The 16,548-nt window shown below is 38.4% G+C and carries 21 protein-coding genes and 1 tRNA gene; 17 read left to right on the forward strand and 5 right to left on the reverse strand.

Annotated features, from left to right (window positions below; all coding sequences use genetic code 11):
• From I592_RS16825 to I592_RS21075, 11 genes are read left to right on the forward strand one after another with little or no spacing between them, the layout of a single operon-like run.
• Complete coding sequence (locus tag I592_RS16825) at window positions 1-879, forward strand: phage distal tail protein domain-containing protein (protein ID WP_010778471.1); 879 nt, start codon at window positions 1-3, stop codon at window positions 877-879.
• Complete coding sequence (locus I592_RS16830; protein ID WP_010778470.1) at window positions 876-1,925, forward strand: hypothetical protein; 1,050 nt, start codon at window positions 876-878, stop codon at window positions 1,923-1,925. The genes I592_RS16825 and I592_RS16830 overlap by 4 nt, the downstream gene beginning before the upstream one ends.
• 2 nt (window positions 1,926-1,927) lie before the next feature.
• Window positions 1,928-2,716, forward strand: a complete 789-nt coding sequence (locus tag I592_RS16835; protein ID WP_244265204.1) for a hypothetical protein — start codon at window positions 1,928-1,930, stop codon at window positions 2,714-2,716.
• A 12-nt stretch (window positions 2,717-2,728) separates the two neighbouring features.
• Complete coding sequence (locus tag I592_RS16840) at window positions 2,729-4,567, forward strand: BppU family phage baseplate upper protein (RefSeq protein ID WP_010778468.1); 1,839 nt, start codon at window positions 2,729-2,731, stop codon at window positions 4,565-4,567.
• Window positions 4,568-4,577: 10 nt separating this feature from the next.
• Window positions 4,578-4,922, forward strand: a complete 345-nt coding sequence (locus I592_RS16845; protein ID WP_010778467.1) for a hypothetical protein — start codon at window positions 4,578-4,580, stop codon at window positions 4,920-4,922.
• Window positions 4,923-5,036: a CD1375 family protein gene (locus tag I592_RS22200; protein WP_010739627.1), complete on the forward strand. Its 114-nt coding sequence runs from the start codon at window positions 4,923-4,925 to the stop codon at window positions 5,034-5,036. It abuts the gene before it with no gap.
• Window positions 5,037-5,073: 37 nt separating this feature from the next.
• Window positions 5,074-5,199 carry a CD1375 family protein gene (locus tag I592_RS22205; protein WP_010746268.1) on the forward strand — a complete coding sequence of 42 codons (126 nt, stop codon included), beginning with the start codon at window positions 5,074-5,076 and terminating at the stop codon, window positions 5,197-5,199.
• 50 nt (window positions 5,200-5,249) lie between these two features.
• Window positions 5,250-5,603, forward strand: coding sequence for a hypothetical protein (locus I592_RS16850; RefSeq protein WP_010778466.1), 354 nt, complete (start codon window positions 5,250-5,252; stop codon window positions 5,601-5,603).
• A 2-nt stretch (window positions 5,604-5,605) separates the two neighbouring features.
• Window positions 5,606-5,875, forward strand: coding sequence for a phage holin family protein (locus I592_RS16855; RefSeq protein WP_010738970.1), 270 nt, complete (start codon window positions 5,606-5,608; stop codon window positions 5,873-5,875).
• On the forward strand, window positions 5,875-6,183 hold the full coding sequence (locus I592_RS16860) for a hypothetical protein (protein WP_010778465.1): 309 nt from the start codon (window positions 5,875-5,877) through the stop codon (window positions 6,181-6,183). Before I592_RS16855 ends, I592_RS16860 begins: the two co-directional genes overlap by 1 nt.
• 1 nt (window position 6,184) lies before the next feature.
• A complete protein-coding gene (locus tag I592_RS21075; RefSeq protein WP_010778464.1) occupies window positions 6,185-7,237 on the forward strand; it encodes a peptidoglycan recognition protein family protein in 1,053 nt (350 codons plus the stop codon).
• A 71-nt stretch (window positions 7,238-7,308) separates the two neighbouring features.
• Here I592_RS21075 and I592_RS16875 read toward each other — a convergent pair whose 3' ends face one another.
• Complete coding sequence (locus I592_RS16875; RefSeq protein WP_010778463.1) at window positions 7,309-7,503, reverse strand: CsbD family protein; 195 nt, start codon at window positions 7,501-7,503, stop codon at window positions 7,309-7,311.
• A gap of 469 nt (window positions 7,504-7,972) precedes the next feature.
• Here I592_RS16875 and I592_RS16880 point away from each other — a divergent pair.
• Both I592_RS16880 and I592_RS16885 read left to right on the forward strand, forming a co-directional pair.
• Window positions 7,973-8,044, forward strand: a tRNA-Met gene (locus tag I592_RS16880).
• Between the two features lie 162 nt (window positions 8,045-8,206).
• The gene (locus I592_RS16885) at window positions 8,207-9,070 is read left to right on the forward strand and encodes an Abi family protein (protein WP_010778462.1); all 864 of its coding nucleotides are present in this window, start codon (window positions 8,207-8,209) and stop codon (window positions 9,068-9,070) included.
• 125 nt (window positions 9,071-9,195) lie between these two features.
• Here the strand turns inward: I592_RS16885 and I592_RS21750 are convergent, their stop codons facing one another.
• The 4 genes from I592_RS21750 to I592_RS16905 all read right to left on the reverse strand — a co-directional run bounded on the left by I592_RS21750 (window position 9,196) and on the right by I592_RS16905 (window position 12,006).
• Window positions 9,196-9,480 (reverse strand): hypothetical protein, encoded by a 285-nt coding sequence (locus I592_RS21750; RefSeq protein ID WP_010778461.1) that lies wholly within the window; start codon window positions 9,478-9,480, stop codon window positions 9,196-9,198.
• A gap of 287 nt (window positions 9,481-9,767) precedes the next feature.
• Entirely contained in the window at window positions 9,768-10,022 is a 255-nt protein-coding gene (locus tag I592_RS16895) for a hypothetical protein (RefSeq protein ID WP_010779366.1), read from the reverse strand.
• A 19-nt stretch (window positions 10,023-10,041) separates the two neighbouring features.
• Window positions 10,042-10,581: a hypothetical protein gene (locus tag I592_RS16900; protein ID WP_010779365.1), complete on the reverse strand. Its 540-nt coding sequence runs from the start codon at window positions 10,579-10,581 to the stop codon at window positions 10,042-10,044.
• A gap of 342 nt (window positions 10,582-10,923) precedes the next feature.
• Window positions 10,924-12,006 (reverse strand): iron-containing alcohol dehydrogenase family protein, encoded by a 1,083-nt coding sequence (locus tag I592_RS16905; RefSeq protein WP_010779364.1) that lies wholly within the window; start codon window positions 12,004-12,006, stop codon window positions 10,924-10,926.
• A 259-nt stretch (window positions 12,007-12,265) separates the two neighbouring features.
• Here I592_RS16905 and I592_RS16910 point away from each other — a divergent pair, with 259 nt between their 5' ends.
• The 4 genes from I592_RS16910 (at window position 12,266) to I592_RS16925 (ending at window position 16,530) form a co-directional block, all read left to right on the forward strand.
• Window positions 12,266-13,717 (forward strand): ABC transporter substrate-binding protein/permease, encoded by a 1,452-nt coding sequence (locus I592_RS16910; RefSeq protein WP_010779363.1) that lies wholly within the window; start codon window positions 12,266-12,268, stop codon window positions 13,715-13,717.
• Complete coding sequence (locus I592_RS16915; RefSeq protein ID WP_010779362.1) at window positions 13,710-14,432, forward strand: amino acid ABC transporter ATP-binding protein; 723 nt, start codon at window positions 13,710-13,712, stop codon at window positions 14,430-14,432. The genes I592_RS16910 and I592_RS16915 overlap by 8 nt, the downstream gene beginning before the upstream one ends.
• A 20-nt stretch (window positions 14,433-14,452) precedes the next feature.
• Window positions 14,453-15,604, forward strand: a complete 1,152-nt coding sequence (locus I592_RS16920; RefSeq protein WP_010779361.1) for a pyridoxal phosphate-dependent aminotransferase — start codon at window positions 14,453-14,455, stop codon at window positions 15,602-15,604.
• Window positions 15,605-15,678: 74 nt separating this feature from the next.
• Window positions 15,679-16,530, forward strand: coding sequence for an AraC family transcriptional regulator (locus I592_RS16925; protein WP_010779360.1), 852 nt, complete (start codon window positions 15,679-15,681; stop codon window positions 16,528-16,530).
• Window positions 16,531-16,548: the final 18 nt, after the last annotated feature.

A 16,548-nucleotide genomic window follows, 5' to 3' on the forward strand; every position in this document is an offset into this window, starting at 1 on the left:
ATGCGTCGAGAATTTGAACTAACTAATGGGGATGGCGATGCTATTTCCTTAAATAACAAGAAAGGCCTTCTGAGTGTTGATCCGGAAGGCCTTGGCATTTCAATTAAGAATGAGTTCAATAGGTCAAATGGCCATCAGAGATTAATTGAGTGCGAAGCAGATTTTGAAGAGTTCAAAATAGATATTATTTATGGACTGCATAATCACCAAGAAACTTATCGTATTTATCTTGAGTTTGTTAAGTTTCTATCTCATCCGCCTATTGTATTAAAGTACACGAGCGATGCTGGTGAGAAATTCAGAAATGTTGCATTAAAACAGTTAAGTAAATCTGAACGCTCTTTTGGTAGATTACTTAAAGAATCTTTGATACTTGAATACCTAACCCCTTGGTATGAAATAAAAAAGGCAGAAATCCTGCAAAGTAATCAAAAAATATATACTAGAGGGAAAATTTATGGATTTACTTTTCCATATGTTTACACTCAAAATGCCAATGAGAAGACCGGAACTTTCAAAATTTCAAATGATTCTGTTTATCTTTTTAATAATAATATTCGCACTTCTCCTGTAAGAGTAACAGTTTCAGGAGAATGTAAAAATCCGTATTGGGAAATATTTAAAGAGGGAGAACTTGTCGCTAGTGATGGCTTCTTCTTGAACTTAGAAGAAGGGCAAACTTTGGTTGTTTCTAGTCTTTTTCAAGAACGAACTGCTCTTCTCTATGATTCGCAAGAAAATATTTCTTCTGTTTATCAGCAACAAGATCATACAAAGACCAATTTTGTTCATATGCCTATTGGTAATTCTTCTATAGTCTTTCATACAGCAAATGCAGAGGTTACGGTCGAAGTGTATGAGGAGTGTGATGTATTTTGATTTTGTCAATTCATTTATATAGGTTTGATCTATCGAAATATGAAGAAGAATACCTTAGTGAAGAATTCGATTTTGGAATTGATGAAATTTCCTCCAATTGGGTTAGCGAATTTGAATTAAACAAGTTTGTGCAAATTGAAAAAGGTGATTATTTACTAGCAAAAGATTTTGAAAGTAGTAGGATTCTATATTTTGGTGTAATTGATTCGCAAGAAGATACAAAAATACGTTGTAGGGATTTAGCCCAAGCGCTTGGCGATAGTAGTTTTCCGACTTGCAAGACGACCGGCCCAAGTTTTGAAGGTCACTTCAAACGTTTGATAGAGAAGTATCTTTTGAATGATTCAACGAAAAATCTTTCTGGAATTTTATCTGTAGTTACAGAAACAAATACGAATCATAGTTATCAAGCAACGGAAGTTACATCTAGAAAATTAAATAGTTACCTCCGTAACGCATTTAAAAAGTACAATATAAAATGGACTTTCGAAGAAATTAAAGACGGAAAGATTTTTTCAAGTATCAAGCGAATCGATACAAAGAAACAGATTAAGGATAATTCAAGCGAATTTTTTGATTGGAATATTTTTATCAAAAAGCCGGGTAACGGAAATGAGAATATGTTGCTGATTGTAGACAAAAAGATGTCTGATATTGAGGATCCAAGAATCCTTTCAACGTATTATTTGGATGATCAAAATGAATTGACAACTGATAAGACAAATGTCGGCATTATAAAACCTACTGTTAGTATTGTATCTATTTATGATACTGAGCAAGAAGATAAGGCAACTTATGAGGAAGTAGCGAACTCAGAGCTTAAAGGAAACGCTTATAGTCACGAAATTAATGTCAGTATTATCTTGGATTCTAAAAATTTCGATATAAGAGATCTGCAAACAGGATTATTATTTGATGTGACCGTGAAAGAAAAGCTTTATAAATCCGTATTAAGTGCTTGGAAAATAAGCAGCAGTAGTAGATCAATCAAACTTACCTTCGGAAATATCCGAAGTAGGGTAAGTGATTACTTTGACGAAAATTAGGAGTGAGAGATTTGACAAAAAATGTAGATGGTTTTCAATTTGATAATGTAAAAATCAGTGCAGCAAATGATGCTAAGCTATACCATTCATTAGCACAACGACGGAATTACGTAATCAAAGGATATGAACAAGAACTTAGACTTTCAAAAAGCGGTTTAAATATTACTGTTGGTGCCGGGTGTGCCTTGGTCCAAGGACGATTTATTTATTTAAAAGAGGCGCAATCAATAACGGTCCCTGCAAATGCAAATGGATACATTGTTTTAAGAATAGATTTGACTCAGGAGGTAGTCCCAGATTTGGAGAATGATCCTGCAACAGATTTATATACGTGGACAAATAATCAAGTAAACTTGGAATGGGTACCTTCTTTAATTAATGGAAACCTCAATCAAGGGGATAAAATCTACACATTTTCACTATGCAGTTTTAGTTCAAGTGGATCTAATGTTAATTACGAGCTGAACGAGGGAAACTACAAAGGTTATGTCATTGTTGATAGAACTAAAAATAGTGATCCTGCAATAAAAAATGGTCAGATTAGATTTATTAGGGCAGGGGATTTAGTAGTTGTACATTGCAATTTTCAAACTAAGGATGGGGGACTCAAACCAAAGGATAATATTATAAATAAAATACCATCTAACTTGGAAGTAGATTTCAGTTCCCATATTTCTTTAACAGGAACAGGAGATTTAGTTATTGATGCTCAAAATCAGTCGGTACGTACTGAATGGGGTTTAAAAGGGAATTCTTACTATCTCGGGACAGGATTTTATCTAGCAAAATAGGGAGGTGAAAACTTGAGTAATATAAAATTGATACTTACTGAGAACAAAGCATCACCATATCGAAAACAACGTGTTGTTGGTAGACATGGTGATGGAGAATTGACTGTTATTGACGTTGAATTACTTCAAGCTGATGGAAAAACTCCATATTCAATTTTTTCAAATCATGAGTTGCTTTTTGTTGGGACAAATTCAAAAGGTCAGTACACCGATGGAGTTCCAGAAATCATCGATGGTCAAAACGGAAAAATCAGGTATACCTTTACAAAAGAAAATTTTAGTGTTATCCGTGAATTCAAACGAGCGTACTTCCAGTTAACAGATGCAGATGGAAATAGGGTTACGTTCCAAGATTTCTATGTGGATGTTCTTAAAAATTCAGATATTAATCAAGAACACGCAACTGTTTATGTGAGACTCCTAGAATTATTGCTAGAAGATTTTGAAAAGCAATTTGGAGATAAAACTATAGACTTCGAAGAAAGATTCAAAACTTTTTTTCAGGCAAAAGAAATCGAATACGAGTATATATATCAAATGTACAACGATCTTTTACTTAAGTTGGAAAAAATGACAGGCGAAACCCTAAGTTTACAAGAAAAGCAAATGGAAATAATAAATTTGGTAGAAGAATATGACATATTAACGAAAGCGGAAAGTTCCGCAAACGTGGTCTACCAGATTTTAGGTGATGAAGCTGAAATTACTATAACACTAGATTACAGTAATAAAATTGCTAAATCTGATATTGAAAATCCTAACAAAATGTTTTACAACGTTTCAAATGCGTTGATGCCGTTTACAATAAGTGGATCAGAGGGGACGCAAGCCTACTATGATCGTCTTGCTGTTCTTGATAATCAATTGTTAACTGTGTCAACTATTACGAATGAAGCGATTGCTCAAGTCAGGCTGCGTTGGGAATTAGTAAAATTTATTGATAAAAATATCCCTTTACTCTTTGAAACGGATGATAACAATCAAAAAATCGATTACTTAAGGCAAAAGATCACTTCTGTGAAATCAACTATTTACGGAAGAGGCACTGGGTCTGGCGGAAACAAACTAGACCATAGATTTTATGTTTCTGGTTTATTAGAGGCCCAAGGCTCTGGCAACACCACTTCTCAAATTTCAAAAATAACTGACCAATTAACAGACGTTGAAAAAATTCGTAACATGATTAGTTCGGCGGGGCAAATTGATAGCTTAATTTATTCTACCAAGTCGGATGGGAACCTTTATTCTATACTTTACAGCGACTACGCAACGCTTGAAGTGAAAATGAAAATTTCTGCGAAACAAGTGATTGAAGCATTGATGAAGACTCATCACCTAGAAAATCTAGCGACACAAGAAGAGGCAGAAACCGGTGCGAATAATTCCAAAACGATGACTCCTCTGCGAGTCTTTCAAGCAATTGCTAAATGGACGAAAGACAAGTTCGTATCTTTGACTGAAAATGAAACAGTATTGGGAATCAAGAATTTTGCGAATGGTCTTCAAGTTGGGGGAAGAAATGTTCTTTCCCAAAATGGACTACAAACTTATGATCATACGAGCGCTACCGATTCCGCTATTCAGTCTGGAATGATAAGGTTTATTCGTTTTGGGGATTTTATCTTGGTTAATTTTAATTTCCAGTGCAAAAGCGTAAATATTGCTTCAGGAGGGAATATTATCAGAGTATTAGAATCCGATATCCTTCCTACTAATTCCATTCAAATAGATATTACAGATGATAAAGCAGTAACTGTAGAAACGTCTGGTAAATTGACAGCTTTATGGGGGCTTAATGCGAATAGTTATTATGCTGGCTCTGCTATGTACTTTGCGAAGAATAAATTATAGGAGGAAAGAAATGAAAACTATTTATAAGGTCCTATATCCAGTAGGTTACGAGGAACACGAGGTTGCAGATGATTTTCCAACTTCTATTCCGTTTGTGGAAGATGTGCCGCTTCAGAATTTGAAAAATCCGCAATCTCAGTTCTATAATTTCTCTAAAAATAAATGGGAAGAAGTCGTCACTCCAGATTATTCACAGAAATTGGAACTTCTTGAAACCTTAACAGAAGCAGTTCAAAGAGAAAACGAGGAGCTTAAGAAGGCGGCTGAAGAGCAAGCAATCCAAATGACGGATACACAACTAGCGATAGCCGAAGTTTATGAAATGCTGGTTCCTGCAAACAAGGAGGCTAAATAAATGGCAAATATTTACGTCAATTTGATTCAGAAAGGTCTGAAAACTATTGAGGAAGTACCAAAGACAATTAGAAAAGAAGTACAAGCGATCTTGGATGCAGACATTGCGGATTAAGATTGCTTTTTATTTGCTCAGAAAAGAGGTGAATACAATGGCAGTAGTCTATGCGACTTTGATTATCAAAGGTAAGAAGACGATCGAACAAGTACCTGGTCTGATCCGCGAACAAGTGAAAGAAATCTTGGTGGATATGGATTTACCTGAATTGGCAGAGTAGCACACTTTCGAGTGTGCTTTTTATTTTGATTGGAAGGGGGAGCCAAGTGGATGGAACTAGAAACGCAGGTGAAGGAGCATGAAAACAAGCTTAAACAACATGACGAAGATATTAAACGATTGAACGAGCGATCCTTAGCAATGCAAAAAACAATGGATGAAAGTTTGATTCGTGTAGATGAATCAAATAAGTTTTTGCGAGAACAAAACACCGAACAGATGAGACAGAACAATGAAATTCTAAATGCGATTCTGACGCGTAACACGGACGCTGAAAAGCGTTCGGATGAATTAAAGAGACTAAATACGGAAAATCTTTGGAAAATGATTTTAGGTATTGGCGGGTCTGCAGCGGTTATTTTTGCATTTATTATGGAGCTACTTAAATATTTAGGAGGAAGATAAACATGGATCTATCTTTTATTACAGAAAACTTTGTACCGGTAATTGTTGTCGCGTGTTTGATCGTAGGCTACGTAATTAAAGCGACACCACTATTTAATAAATTGGCTAATTTATATATCCCATTGATCGTAGCGGTGTTAGGAGCTGCATTAGGCGCAGTAATGAATGGCGTCAGTGTGGAATCCATTGTCTATGGTGCAGTGAGCGGGTTAGCCTCTACAGGGTTACATCAAGTCTTTACAAAACTATTGAATTTAGGAGGGAATGACTAATGTTTGAAGAAGGGAAGTTTGTCACAGCAATTGGCAGTTTTATTGTGAAAGAAGTTGGTGACGAATTCGTTGAATTAGATTCTTTCGGAAAAGGTGGCGTAGAAGTCACAGATACCTATATAGAAAATGGATTTTCGGAAATCACTTCGGAAGGGATCGAAAAAGAATTTGATGGATTTACTGTTGGAGATTTTTTCAAGTTAAACGGGAAGTATAAGGTTCTCCGTTCGAATGACATTTTTACGAAGGTTCAAGCAGGAGAATACATGTTATCTCTCCCTAATCATAAATTGATGGAGGTGGCTTAACATGCAATTAATGTCAGGTATTGCAGGCAGCCGTGGAAGAAATCCCTATGGAGTGGTTATACACAATGATGCAGCTTCCCAAGGCGCTACTACTACTTTTTATAGAAATTGGTTGCCAAGTCATAATGCAGAGCTGGGTTTCGCCCATTGGTATGTTTGTAGTGACGGTATCTTACAAGTTGAGAATGAAGCCAATATGGCATGGCATACAGCGAATGCGAATGGCAATGCAAATTATATAGGGATAGAAGCTTGTCAATCTATGGGGAATCTAGATACATTCAGAAATAATGAAGATCGTTCAGTAAAATTAGCTGCTGAAATTTTAAAACGCTATGGACTACAACCGAATAGAAATACAGTAATCTTGCACAAACAATTCTCAGCTACCGCCTGTCCGCATAGATCGGTATCGGTGCATGGAGATTGGACAATCATGCAAGATTATTTTATTGCTCAAATTCAAAAATACATGAATGGTTCTACACCAAATCCTGCACCTAAGCCTCAACCAACCGGAAACAAAAACGGCATTGCGATCGATAATGTCACCAAAGATCAGGCGGTAAAAATGGTTCAAAGAACGCAAACAAATTACGCATGGACCACACTGCGTGAACAAGTCAAAGCTGTTAAACAGAACGATGGCCGCTATACATTAGTGATTAAGACTGGAAACAAAGCACGTTGTGACAAGAGTGTTTTGCGTCTTAAGCAAGAGCTTAAATCTTACTATCCTGGATACATGCAACAAAATATCGTAACTCCAGATGGAGATAAGCCTACTATTCGAATCGAAGCGCGCAATATGCCAGCAAGCGCCTTTACTGGGAAAAATCCATTTGATGTTCATATGCGCAACTTCTTGAAAGACATCTTATTAGATGGTCAAACATACGCAGAAGCGAATTCTTATGGAACCTATGACGTTCGCATCAAAGGCGAAGGCTTCAATGATCATGATGCGCCTATTGTATTGAAGGAAATTCAAGAGATGGGTAAAGCAAAGGATGTTGGCATTAATCCAGCACATATTAAGGGATTTAAGTATTAGAACTAAAACACCCTCTACAACAATTATGGCTGTAGAGGGTGTTTGTTTTTTTATTACTTTTGTAGATTCAATTATTTGTCTAATTTTTTCTTAACGTCATCCGTGATATCTTCAACTTTTTCTTTTGCGTCTGCCGCTACTTCTTTTACTTTACCAACAGTTTGATCAAGTAGGCCTTCCGCTTTCTTTTTGTTGTCACCAGTTACTTTTCCTGTGGTTTCTTTCGCTTTACCCTTAGCTTTGTCCGTAAAACCTTTGTCTGTCATAATAAAGCCCTCCTTTTATTTCTAATCATATTATAGTAGTAGTTCAAAAGTTAAAGCAAATCATATACATTTAAGGTTAAAAATAATAAATATCTAAGCAAGCAAGGGCGTTTATTTTTATATCAATAAGTTAGAAAATAAGAAGAGACCGCTTGCAAAAATCCAAGCACAGAGGTATAAATATAGATAAGGTTTTCGTTAAACCTTACTTCTTTCATAACTAAGTTTCATCTTGATCGGCAACCAGTCGTGTGCGGGCTGGTTGTTTCTTTGTGTAGTGTATCACTTTGTCATGAGTGTATCATTTGCAAAGTAAACGTTTTATGAGTAAGTTTATTGTCATGGGAAGTCACTCGCCCAAAAAAATGAACGTCAGATACAGTTACTTGGGGAAGTGGACTGTGGGGAAATCTGACGTTCTATTTCTGTATTGTAACATGTTGGAAAAATAATCATAGTTCTTTTAAGAGTACCCTTAGTTCATTTGGTAGAATACTCCGGTTCATATCGGAAGATGCGGGTTCGAGGCCTGTGGGGTACGTAAATGAAATTAAATGTAAAATTTATGAAAACTGGTTATAAAGAGCTTTCGCCAATTGACAGCGTAAGTTTTTTGTAGTTTAATATAATTAATAGAACCCCGCACACCTCTTAGCAATGTGTCCCAAGCGGGGACGTTTTTATATTTAGGAGATATAATCATATGAAATATGATAGATGCGCAACGACAATTGAGGAGCAAGTAGACATTCTGGAAAATAGAGGTTTAATAATTGAAGACCGTTCATTTGCAATATCGTCTTTGAGAAAAATCGGGTATTTTAGATTTAAAGGTTACTGCCTACCATTTTACAAATCAAAAGATAAATTCATGGAAAACGTGACATTTTTTACTATCTATCAGAATTATCGATTTGACGAAAGGTTTCGTTTGTTGCTATTTCAAATAATTGAACATGTCGAAGTAGAGTTGAAATCTGTTATTGCTAGAGATTTTGCTTTGGAGACTAGTCCGCTTGGTTTTTATGATCCTACTAACTTTGAAAGGCTGGATTTTCATGAGAGTTGGTTAGAAAAATTTAAACAATTAACTTCTCAATCTTCGAAGAGAAGAGAATTATATACGGACCATTACATAAAAAATTACGATAACATTTTTCCTATATGGGTTGCAATGGAGATGTCTGATTTTGGATCATTATCAAAATTTTTTTACAACATAAATCGATCTTTGAGAAATAAGATTTCGAAAGAAAATTATGGGTTTAGTAGTTTTTATCTTTCAAATTGGATTTATGTTCTATCGGTTACTAGAAATGTATGTGCGCATAATGGGAGAATATATGACAGGATTTTTCCAATACAAGCGCAGTTATCAAAAAAAGATAGTAGAATTTTAAATAATCGAGCGTTCGTAGCTATTTATATATGCTATAAAATTTGCTTGGATACCGAGTATTTTGGAATGTTTAAAACCAATCTAGCTAACTTGATTGGTATTTATGAAGATTATATAGATATTGATAAAATAGGTTTTCCTGAGAATTGGGAAGAGTACCTTAGTTAGAAGACCCTAGCAGAGCTAAGGTCTTTTTTCTATTGCACATGTAAGCGTTACACTGTATAATAAAACCAATCCAAGAAAATCTTTATTTTCTGCAAGGAGCATCCGAGTAATCGGGTGCTCTTTTTTTATACAATGATTTTCCCACGATTTATTCGGTAACTATAAATAGAAATTTTTTGATTACTCCAATAGAAAACGTTTTTATTTTTGTATATTAATAAAATTGAGAAGAAAGTTTTTATACTCATAGGTGATTTTTTGTTCAGATGAAAAAATACTAAGTTTCCTTCATCATCAGGTTTAGCAGTAGTCAAAGGCACAAGGGTGCTGCCCACTTGTGTATATATCCCTTTATATTCTTCGTGAAAAGGATTTTCCGTTAGTCTTTTTAGAAATTCACTAGCCTTCATGTTCTACCTTCTTTCGCTGGACTCTACTCGAATCAAATTCTAACATACTTTTAAAACCGGTCAATGATCCATTTACATCGTATAATTCTTGTTTATGAAACCGTTTTATGCTAAACTAACATTCAGAAACTATCCATTTCTACTCCCTTTTAGGGAGGGCAGGCACCCTGGCGAAAGGTGCCTGTTTTTTATTGCACTGAAACCTAAAAGTGATAAACTATTAAGTAGAGAGTAGTCCACTCTCACTTTCTTTTGCCCACTCTTTACCCTTACTAGAGAGTGGGTATTTATATTCTCATCATTTCAAACTCCATCATGATCTTCGTCTTGCCAATTACCGCATACTTCTTCACCACAAACTGTTTCCTACTATTGAACTCCCCAGCAACAGCGATCCGCATTACATCCTCTACATCTGCAAGAAAATTCAACGAGTGACCAGCAATCAAGCAGCTAGTAACATCAAGCTTAAAATAGACGAGGGGACGTTCTGACATTTTCAAAATTTTAACTTTACTAACTGTTCCTGTTATTGATTGCATGTAATCACTCCTAAAATTATTATTTTTTTCTCTTAACTCTGTCCATAACATGTTCCATCATTTCAGACATACTATTAATCCAATCATCAACATCTTGTTTCGTTTCCATAGATGGCCAGTGACCAGGGACAACATCCCAATCCTGTTGGAAATACATTTCATAAAAGTATTCCTTCATGTCTTCGGCAATATAACCAGTAAACCCTTCATAGGTAGTTATTCTATGACCTCTTTCGTCGAATTTATTATATAAATGGTCTTCATTTTCCAAAAAAGAAAAATCTACATTTTTAATCCCCTCGTTAATTTGTTCTAAAACATTATTGGATCCAATGTATTCACCCCAGGAAATGCCTTGAGTGGGATCCTTCAATATATTTGCTCTGGCTACAGCATAAAAGGTATTTACGTTTTCATTCCAAAAATTAGTAATACGATCCTTCGCTTTTTCAGAATCACCAGAATACTTACTCGTAAAAAATTTAATACCATCAAGAATAAATTGATCATAATTGTCTAAATTAGTTTGAAGGAAAAACTTAAATTCTTCTTTATTCATAGTAGCTCACTCCTTAAATTTGTAAGTTCATTGTACGAACGTTTGTTCTGTTTGTAAAGGGGAACAAATTATTAAGAATAAAAATAGGGACAGAAAAGGGGCAAAATGCTCTTATTCTCTGACATATCTATGAATAATCAAAAAGAGTATAGAGAGGGTAAAAAGCTTGTAGTGGCATGTGTTGAACTACCACTGAGGCATCACTGAAATGTTCTAATCTGTTTTTGCCATTAGAACTGGGAAACTTTTCTAAAAAAGATACGTTTCATTCGTATCTTTTTTTTTGCACTTTTTTAAAGCTAGACCAAAAAAGCGGAACTTGTCAAAACAAGTTCCGCTTTCTTATTTTTTCATCAAGGACTCCAGAGCTTTCATTTTTTCAATGACGAGCGCTGGTGTGACCGTTTCCTTCATTAAATGGATCATCTCACCGGGGGCACAAGCACGTTCCCCCACGGCTTGATAGTCTGCCTCTGACAACTCCATGGACATATCAGCCAAACTCGTTGGCAAATTCAATTGGTGATAAAACAGGAGCAGCCGTTGGATCTCTGCTAGATTGTCCTCGATCATCAATTGCACTAAAATTCCGTAGGCGACTTTATTCCCGTGAAGCTGCTGATGGCTCTCAGGCAAAACGGTCAACGCATCGTGGATCGAGTGCGCGCCGGCTGTCCGCCCATATTCATCGCCAAATCCGCCGACCATGCCCGCAAGTAGAATGTTTGCTTCAACGACATCGACGAAGGCTTGATTCAGTTCGTTTTTCGCCATTGCTGATAATGCGTCGGTACTTTTTTCTAAAAGAATCCCGCGGCACTTTTCAGCAGCAAAGGCTGCGACTTGAACCTCGACAGGAAGTACCTCCAGTTGAGAAATGATGGCATGAGATTCATACCATTTCGCGAGCGTGTCACCGATCCCGGCGATCATCAATTCACGAGGGGAGTGCAAAAGAATGGTGGGATCGATCAAAACCAGATCACTGGCCTTTGGAAAAATATCATACCGGAGCATAACGCCCGCCTCATCATAGACGACGCTTAATGGGGTATAAGCGGCGCAGGTTGCAGCCAACGTTGGCAAAATAAGGATCGGCAGCTGTGCTTTGAACGCGACAAACTTTCCTAAATCAGCCACTTTTCCGCCACCGACTGCCACGATACCGTCAAACTGTTCCTTCTTGCATAAAGACGCAAATTCTTCAGCGGCAGAATCCGTACATTGACCGCCATAATAATGAAACGTTTTTGTTATTGATAGCTCAGGGAAAAAGGGTTTTACGGCCTTCCAAGAGGTGTCGCCATGGAGGACGAGAATGTTTGTGATCTTTCTTCTATTTAGGTGGGATTCTAAGGAATTCCAGGCATTGATTTTTAGTTCATATTCCTGTGGTGCACCACGTACAATCAACTGTTTGGTCATCGAAAAACTTCTTTCATTATTTTTTTAGATAAATCTTTTTTTATTATAATAGTTGTGGTAGTATAAATGCAAGTTGATTTTGAATATTTATTCTATAAATATCTGCATAGTTATATTATTATTCATAAAGTGTCGGCAGGAGGTCTTTCCACCTGCGACCTTGCAACAGCCTTAATCGCGCGGATCAAAGAATAAGGATCAAAATTGATGGTTGCATTGAAAAGAGTGAATCAGTAGATAGGAAGAAGGAGTGGGACGGATGAAGAAGAAAATAGGTGCGTTGATCACCGTGCTGTTCGTGTTGTTGAGCATTTTGCCGGCAACCGCACAAGGAGCAGAAAAAGATGAAATTTACGAACGCATTCAACAAAGCGGGGAATTGGTCGTTGGTCTATCGGCAGACTATGCGCCTTATGAATTCCACGCAGAAGTGGATGGAAAAGATAAAATCGTTGGCTTTGACATATCGATTGCAGAGAAAATCGCAAAGGATATGGGGGTCAAACTAAAAATCGAAGAGCTCGGTTTTGATGCATTACTCGGTGCCTTGAAGACTGGAAAGATCGACTTAGTTATTTCAGGGATGTCTATTACTGAGGAACGGTTAAAAGAAGTAGACTTCTCTGATCCGTATTTTGTCGTTCAGCAAAAGGTATTGGTTCGTAAAGGAGACAAAAACAGATTCAAAACGACCGCTGATTTTGACGGGTTAGCCGTCGGAGCTCAAAAACAAACGACACAAGAAGACCTCGTCAAAAATGAAATGACGGGGGCAGAACCAACTTCTCTGCAAAAAGTGCCCGACCTAGTGAATAATTTGCTGAATAAAAAAGTGGAAGCCGTTGTGCTGGAGCAGCCAGTAGCTGAAGCCTATGTACAGCAAAGCGACAATGTGGAGCTGGCACCAGTGAAATTTGAACAAGGTGAAAAAGTGACCGCGATCGCGATGTCAAAAAACACCCCAGAATTGAAGAAGCACGTCAATGCCTCAATCAAAACGATCAATGATGAAGACCTTCTGAAAGGTTATCAAAAAGATGCCAATGAATTAATGTTTCAAGGAGACCAATCTTTCTTGCAAAAATACGGTCCATACTATTTGAATGGGGCGAAATATACCTTCTTATTAGCATTTGTTGGTGTACTCTTCGGATTGATTTTTGGTAGCTTGCTGGCGTTGATGAAGTTAAGCAAAAGCAAGATCTTGAAGGCTCTTGCAGTAATTTATATTGAATATGTTCGGGGAACCCCGCTATTGGTTCAGATCTTTATCGTTTACTTTGGGACAGGCGTATTAGGTCTAGATTTATCCAAACTTCTAGCCGGCTGTATCGCCGTTTCGTTAAATAGTGCGGCTTATGTGGCAGAAATCGTCCGTGCCGGGATCAACGCGGTGAACAAAGGTCAGATGGAAGCGGCGCGTTCCTTGGGGATGAATCAAAAAGAAGCGATGCGTTTTATCGTTTTCCCGCAAGCCATTAAGAACATTCTCCCAGCATTAGGTAATGAATTCGTGACGATCATCAAAGAATCCTCAGTTGTTTCAGTCATCGGGGTGTCCGAGCTGATCTTCCAAACAGGAGTCGTACAAGGAGCCAGCTTCAAGCCGTTCTTACCCTACGTGCTCGTTTCGCTGATTTACTTCGTAATGACCTTCTGTATTTCCCGTCTATTGGGATTAGTTGAAAGGAGAATGGGCTTAAATGATTAATGTAAAACAACTATCGAAAAGTTTTGGCGACAATGAAGTTTTAAAAGCCATTGATTTAACGGTCAAAGAAGGCGAAGTGGTAGTCATCATCGGTCCTTCAGGAAGCGGGAAAAGTACCATTCTGCGTTGCTTGAATCTTTTAGAAGAGCCGACTTCTGGCGAGATCTTTTTCGAGGGGCAAAATATCACAGCACCCGACAGCAACATCGATCAAATTCGCCAAAAAATGGGCATGGTTTTTCAAAGCTTCAATCTATTCCCGCATATGAGTGTAGTAGAGAATTTAACGATCACGCCAGTAAAAATCAAAAAAGAAGATCCGACAAAGGCCAAAGAACAGGCATTAGCCCTGTTGGATCAAGTAGGTTTGAAGGAAAAATCAGACAGCTACCCTGCGAGTTTGTCTGGCGGGCAGCAGCAGCGGGTGGCGATCGCTCGGGCTTTAGCAATGAATCCAGATGTGATGCTATTCGATGAACCAACCTCCGCCCTTGACCCGGAAATGGTCGGCGAAGTGTTGGCGGTTATGCAGGATTTAGCCAAAAAAGGCATGACGATGGTCGTCGTGACCCACGAGATGGGCTTTGCAAAAGAGGTAGCGGACCGTGTGATCTTCATGGCGGACGGCATCATTCAAGAAGAGGGGACACCAGAAGAAATCTTCGAGCATCCGCAAAACAGCCGGACACAGGATTTCTTAAATAAAGTATTGTAAACAGAGGCGGAGGAACCAGGATGAACAAAGATAAAATTGCACAGCGCTTCCAGCAGCCGGCAGAAAATTTGCTGATGAAGATTGCTGTTTTAGCAAAGGAAAAAGAAGATATTATTGATCTGTCGATCGGTGACCCAGATTTGATCACCAATCCAAAAATCATTGAAGCGGCCTATACAGACGTAAAAAAGGGCGCCACAAATTATACGGCACCGGATGGCAGTAAAGAATTTTTAACGACAGTCGTTGACTTTTATCAAAAAAAATACGATTTGAGTTTTCAGATCAATCAGGTTCGAGCAACTGTAGGGGCCCTTCATGGAATGTACCTCGTCATGCAAGTCTTGCTTGATCCAGGCGATGAAGTGATCATCCATGAGCCTTATTTTTCACCCTATCGCGAACAAGTTGTTTTATCTGGCGGAAGGCCCGTTTTTGTCCCGACCTATGAGAAAAATGACTTTCAATTAGACGTGGCAGATTTAAAAGCAGCGATCACAGATAAGACGAAAGCAATCATCATCAATTCGCCAAACAATCCTACAGGTGCGGTTTTCTCTGAAGAAACGTTGAAAAAAATCGCAGAAGTTGCTATTGAAAATGACTTATTCATTATTTCTGATGAAATCTACGAGGATTTTGCTTTTAAAGAAACATTTGTCCCGATGGCGCGTCTTGCCCCTGAACACACCATCACCATCAGTGGGGTGTCGAAGGGCTTTGCAATGACTGGCTGGCGACTAGGCTACATGATCGCACCCGCCTATATTAATCAAGTCGCCGGCATGATCAATGAGAGCATCACGTATTCGGCACCGACAGCTTCTCAGCGCGGCGGGATCTATGCGTTGAACCACTATGAAGAACTCGTGCCGCCGACAGTCGAGATTTTTAAGGAACGATTGACGTATATTGAAAAAAGAGTGGCAGAGATTCCTTATTTATCCTTGCGTTCCGTGACGGGCAGCATGTATGCGTTTATCAATATCCGTAAAAGCGGGCTAGATTCAGTGACGTTTGTTGAAACGGTCTTGGAACAAAGCGGTGTGTTGTTTGTTCCCGGAAAAGCCTTTGGTGAAACGGTGGGGGACGACTATATTCGCTTGGCAGCGACACAACCATTAGAGGTATTGGCGGAAGCTTTTGATCGTTTGGTGAAGCTGCATTTTTAAGCTCTTCAAACTAGGCACGTTTTAAGAGGTATACGGCTCCATTTCCCAGTATAGTAAATGTAGGAGGAAGATGAATGGAATGGTTGGATCATTTTAACGATAGTATTGAATATGTGGAGGCGCACTTGACGGGAACGATTGATCTTGATCGGATCGCGCAATTGGCGCAGTGCTCGACCTATCATTATCAGCGAATGTTTTCGTATATCGCCGGCGTAACTTTGGGTGAATACATTCGACGCCGTAAGATGAGTTTGGCAGGTGTGGCACTGCAACGAGGTGAAAAGGTGATTGATGTCGCGGCGGCATTCGGTTATGATTCACCGACGTCGTTTAATCGGGTGTTCAAGAGTGTCCACGGAATCACCCCGAAAGAAGCAAAGCAATCTGGCGCTAAATTAACCAGCTATCCCATGTTGACCTTCAAAATTACAGTAAAGGGAGTTTATGCGATGGAATATCAATTAATCGACAAGTCCGTTTTCAATGTAACAGGAGTAGGGATCACGTTAGGCAAAGACATGGAGAAGTTTAAAAAACAGATTCCAGAATTTTGGGCGGAAACAAGTAAGGACGGCCGTTTGGAGCAGCTCATTCCCATCATGGACCAGCAGAATCCAGGGGTCATGGGCATTAGTTTAATGACAGCAGAAAGTCAAGAAGAGTGGGAATATGTTATCGGTGTTGCCAGTGATGACGTGCCTGAAAACTTCAAGCAATACGAAATTCCCGCAGCTAAATGGGCGATCTTTTCTGGAACGGGACCTATGCCCGGTGCGATCCAAGAGCTTCAAACACAAATCTTCACCGAATGGCTTCCGACATCTGGTTTTGAATATGCAGAACTGCCGGATATTGAACTGTATCTGGACGCCAATCCAGAAAATGCAACATTCCAAGTCTGGTTGCCGGTAAGAGCGAAATAACAAAAAAACCTGTCCGAT

Source organism: Enterococcus gilvus ATCC BAA-350, assembly GCF_000407545.1.
Classification (GTDB): domain Bacteria; phylum Bacillota; class Bacilli; order Lactobacillales; family Enterococcaceae; genus Enterococcus_A; species Enterococcus_A gilvus.

Excerpts from the sequence above, each read along its gene's own strand:
- I592_RS16825 (WP_010778471.1), top strand. The coding sequence starts at position 1 with ATGCGTCGAGAATTTGAACTAACTAATGGGGATGGCGATGCTATTTCC.
- I592_RS16845 (WP_010778467.1), top strand. The coding sequence starts at position 4,578 with ATGAAAACTATTTATAAGGTCCTATATCCAGTAGGTTACGAGGAACAC.
- I592_RS22200 (WP_010739627.1), top strand. The coding sequence starts at position 4,923 with ATGGCAAATATTTACGTCAATTTGATTCAGAAAGGTCTGAAAACTATT.
- I592_RS22205 (WP_010746268.1), top strand. The coding sequence starts at position 5,074 with ATGGCAGTAGTCTATGCGACTTTGATTATCAAAGGTAAGAAGACGATC.
- I592_RS16850 (WP_010778466.1), top strand. The coding sequence starts at position 5,250 with ATGGAACTAGAAACGCAGGTGAAGGAGCATGAAAACAAGCTTAAACAA.
- I592_RS16855 (WP_010738970.1), top strand. The coding sequence starts at position 5,606 with ATGGATCTATCTTTTATTACAGAAAACTTTGTACCGGTAATTGTTGTC.
- I592_RS16860 (WP_010778465.1), top strand. The coding sequence starts at position 5,875 with ATGTTTGAAGAAGGGAAGTTTGTCACAGCAATTGGCAGTTTTATTGTG.
- I592_RS21075 (WP_010778464.1), top strand. The coding sequence starts at position 6,185 with ATGCAATTAATGTCAGGTATTGCAGGCAGCCGTGGAAGAAATCCCTAT.
- I592_RS16875 (WP_010778463.1), bottom strand. The coding sequence starts at position 7,503 with ATGACAGACAAAGGTTTTACGGACAAAGCTAAGGGTAAAGCGAAAGAA.
- I592_RS16885 (WP_010778462.1), top strand. The coding sequence starts at position 8,207 with ATGAAATATGATAGATGCGCAACGACAATTGAGGAGCAAGTAGACATT.
- I592_RS21750 (WP_010778461.1), bottom strand. The coding sequence starts at position 9,480 with ATGAAGGCTAGTGAATTTCTAAAAAGACTAACGGAAAATCCTTTTCAC.
- I592_RS16895 (WP_010779366.1), bottom strand. The coding sequence starts at position 10,022 with ATGCAATCAATAACAGGAACAGTTAGTAAAGTTAAAATTTTGAAAATG.
- I592_RS16900 (WP_010779365.1), bottom strand. The coding sequence starts at position 10,581 with ATGAATAAAGAAGAATTTAAGTTTTTCCTTCAAACTAATTTAGACAAT.
- I592_RS16905 (WP_010779364.1), bottom strand. The coding sequence starts at position 12,006 with ATGACCAAACAGTTGATTGTACGTGGTGCACCACAGGAATATGAACTA.
- I592_RS16910 (WP_010779363.1), top strand. The coding sequence starts at position 12,266 with ATGAAGAAGAAAATAGGTGCGTTGATCACCGTGCTGTTCGTGTTGTTG.
- I592_RS16915 (WP_010779362.1), top strand. The coding sequence starts at position 13,710 with ATGATTAATGTAAAACAACTATCGAAAAGTTTTGGCGACAATGAAGTT.
- I592_RS16920 (WP_010779361.1), top strand. The coding sequence starts at position 14,453 with ATGAACAAAGATAAAATTGCACAGCGCTTCCAGCAGCCGGCAGAAAAT.
- I592_RS16925 (WP_010779360.1), top strand. The coding sequence starts at position 15,679 with ATGGAATGGTTGGATCATTTTAACGATAGTATTGAATATGTGGAGGCG.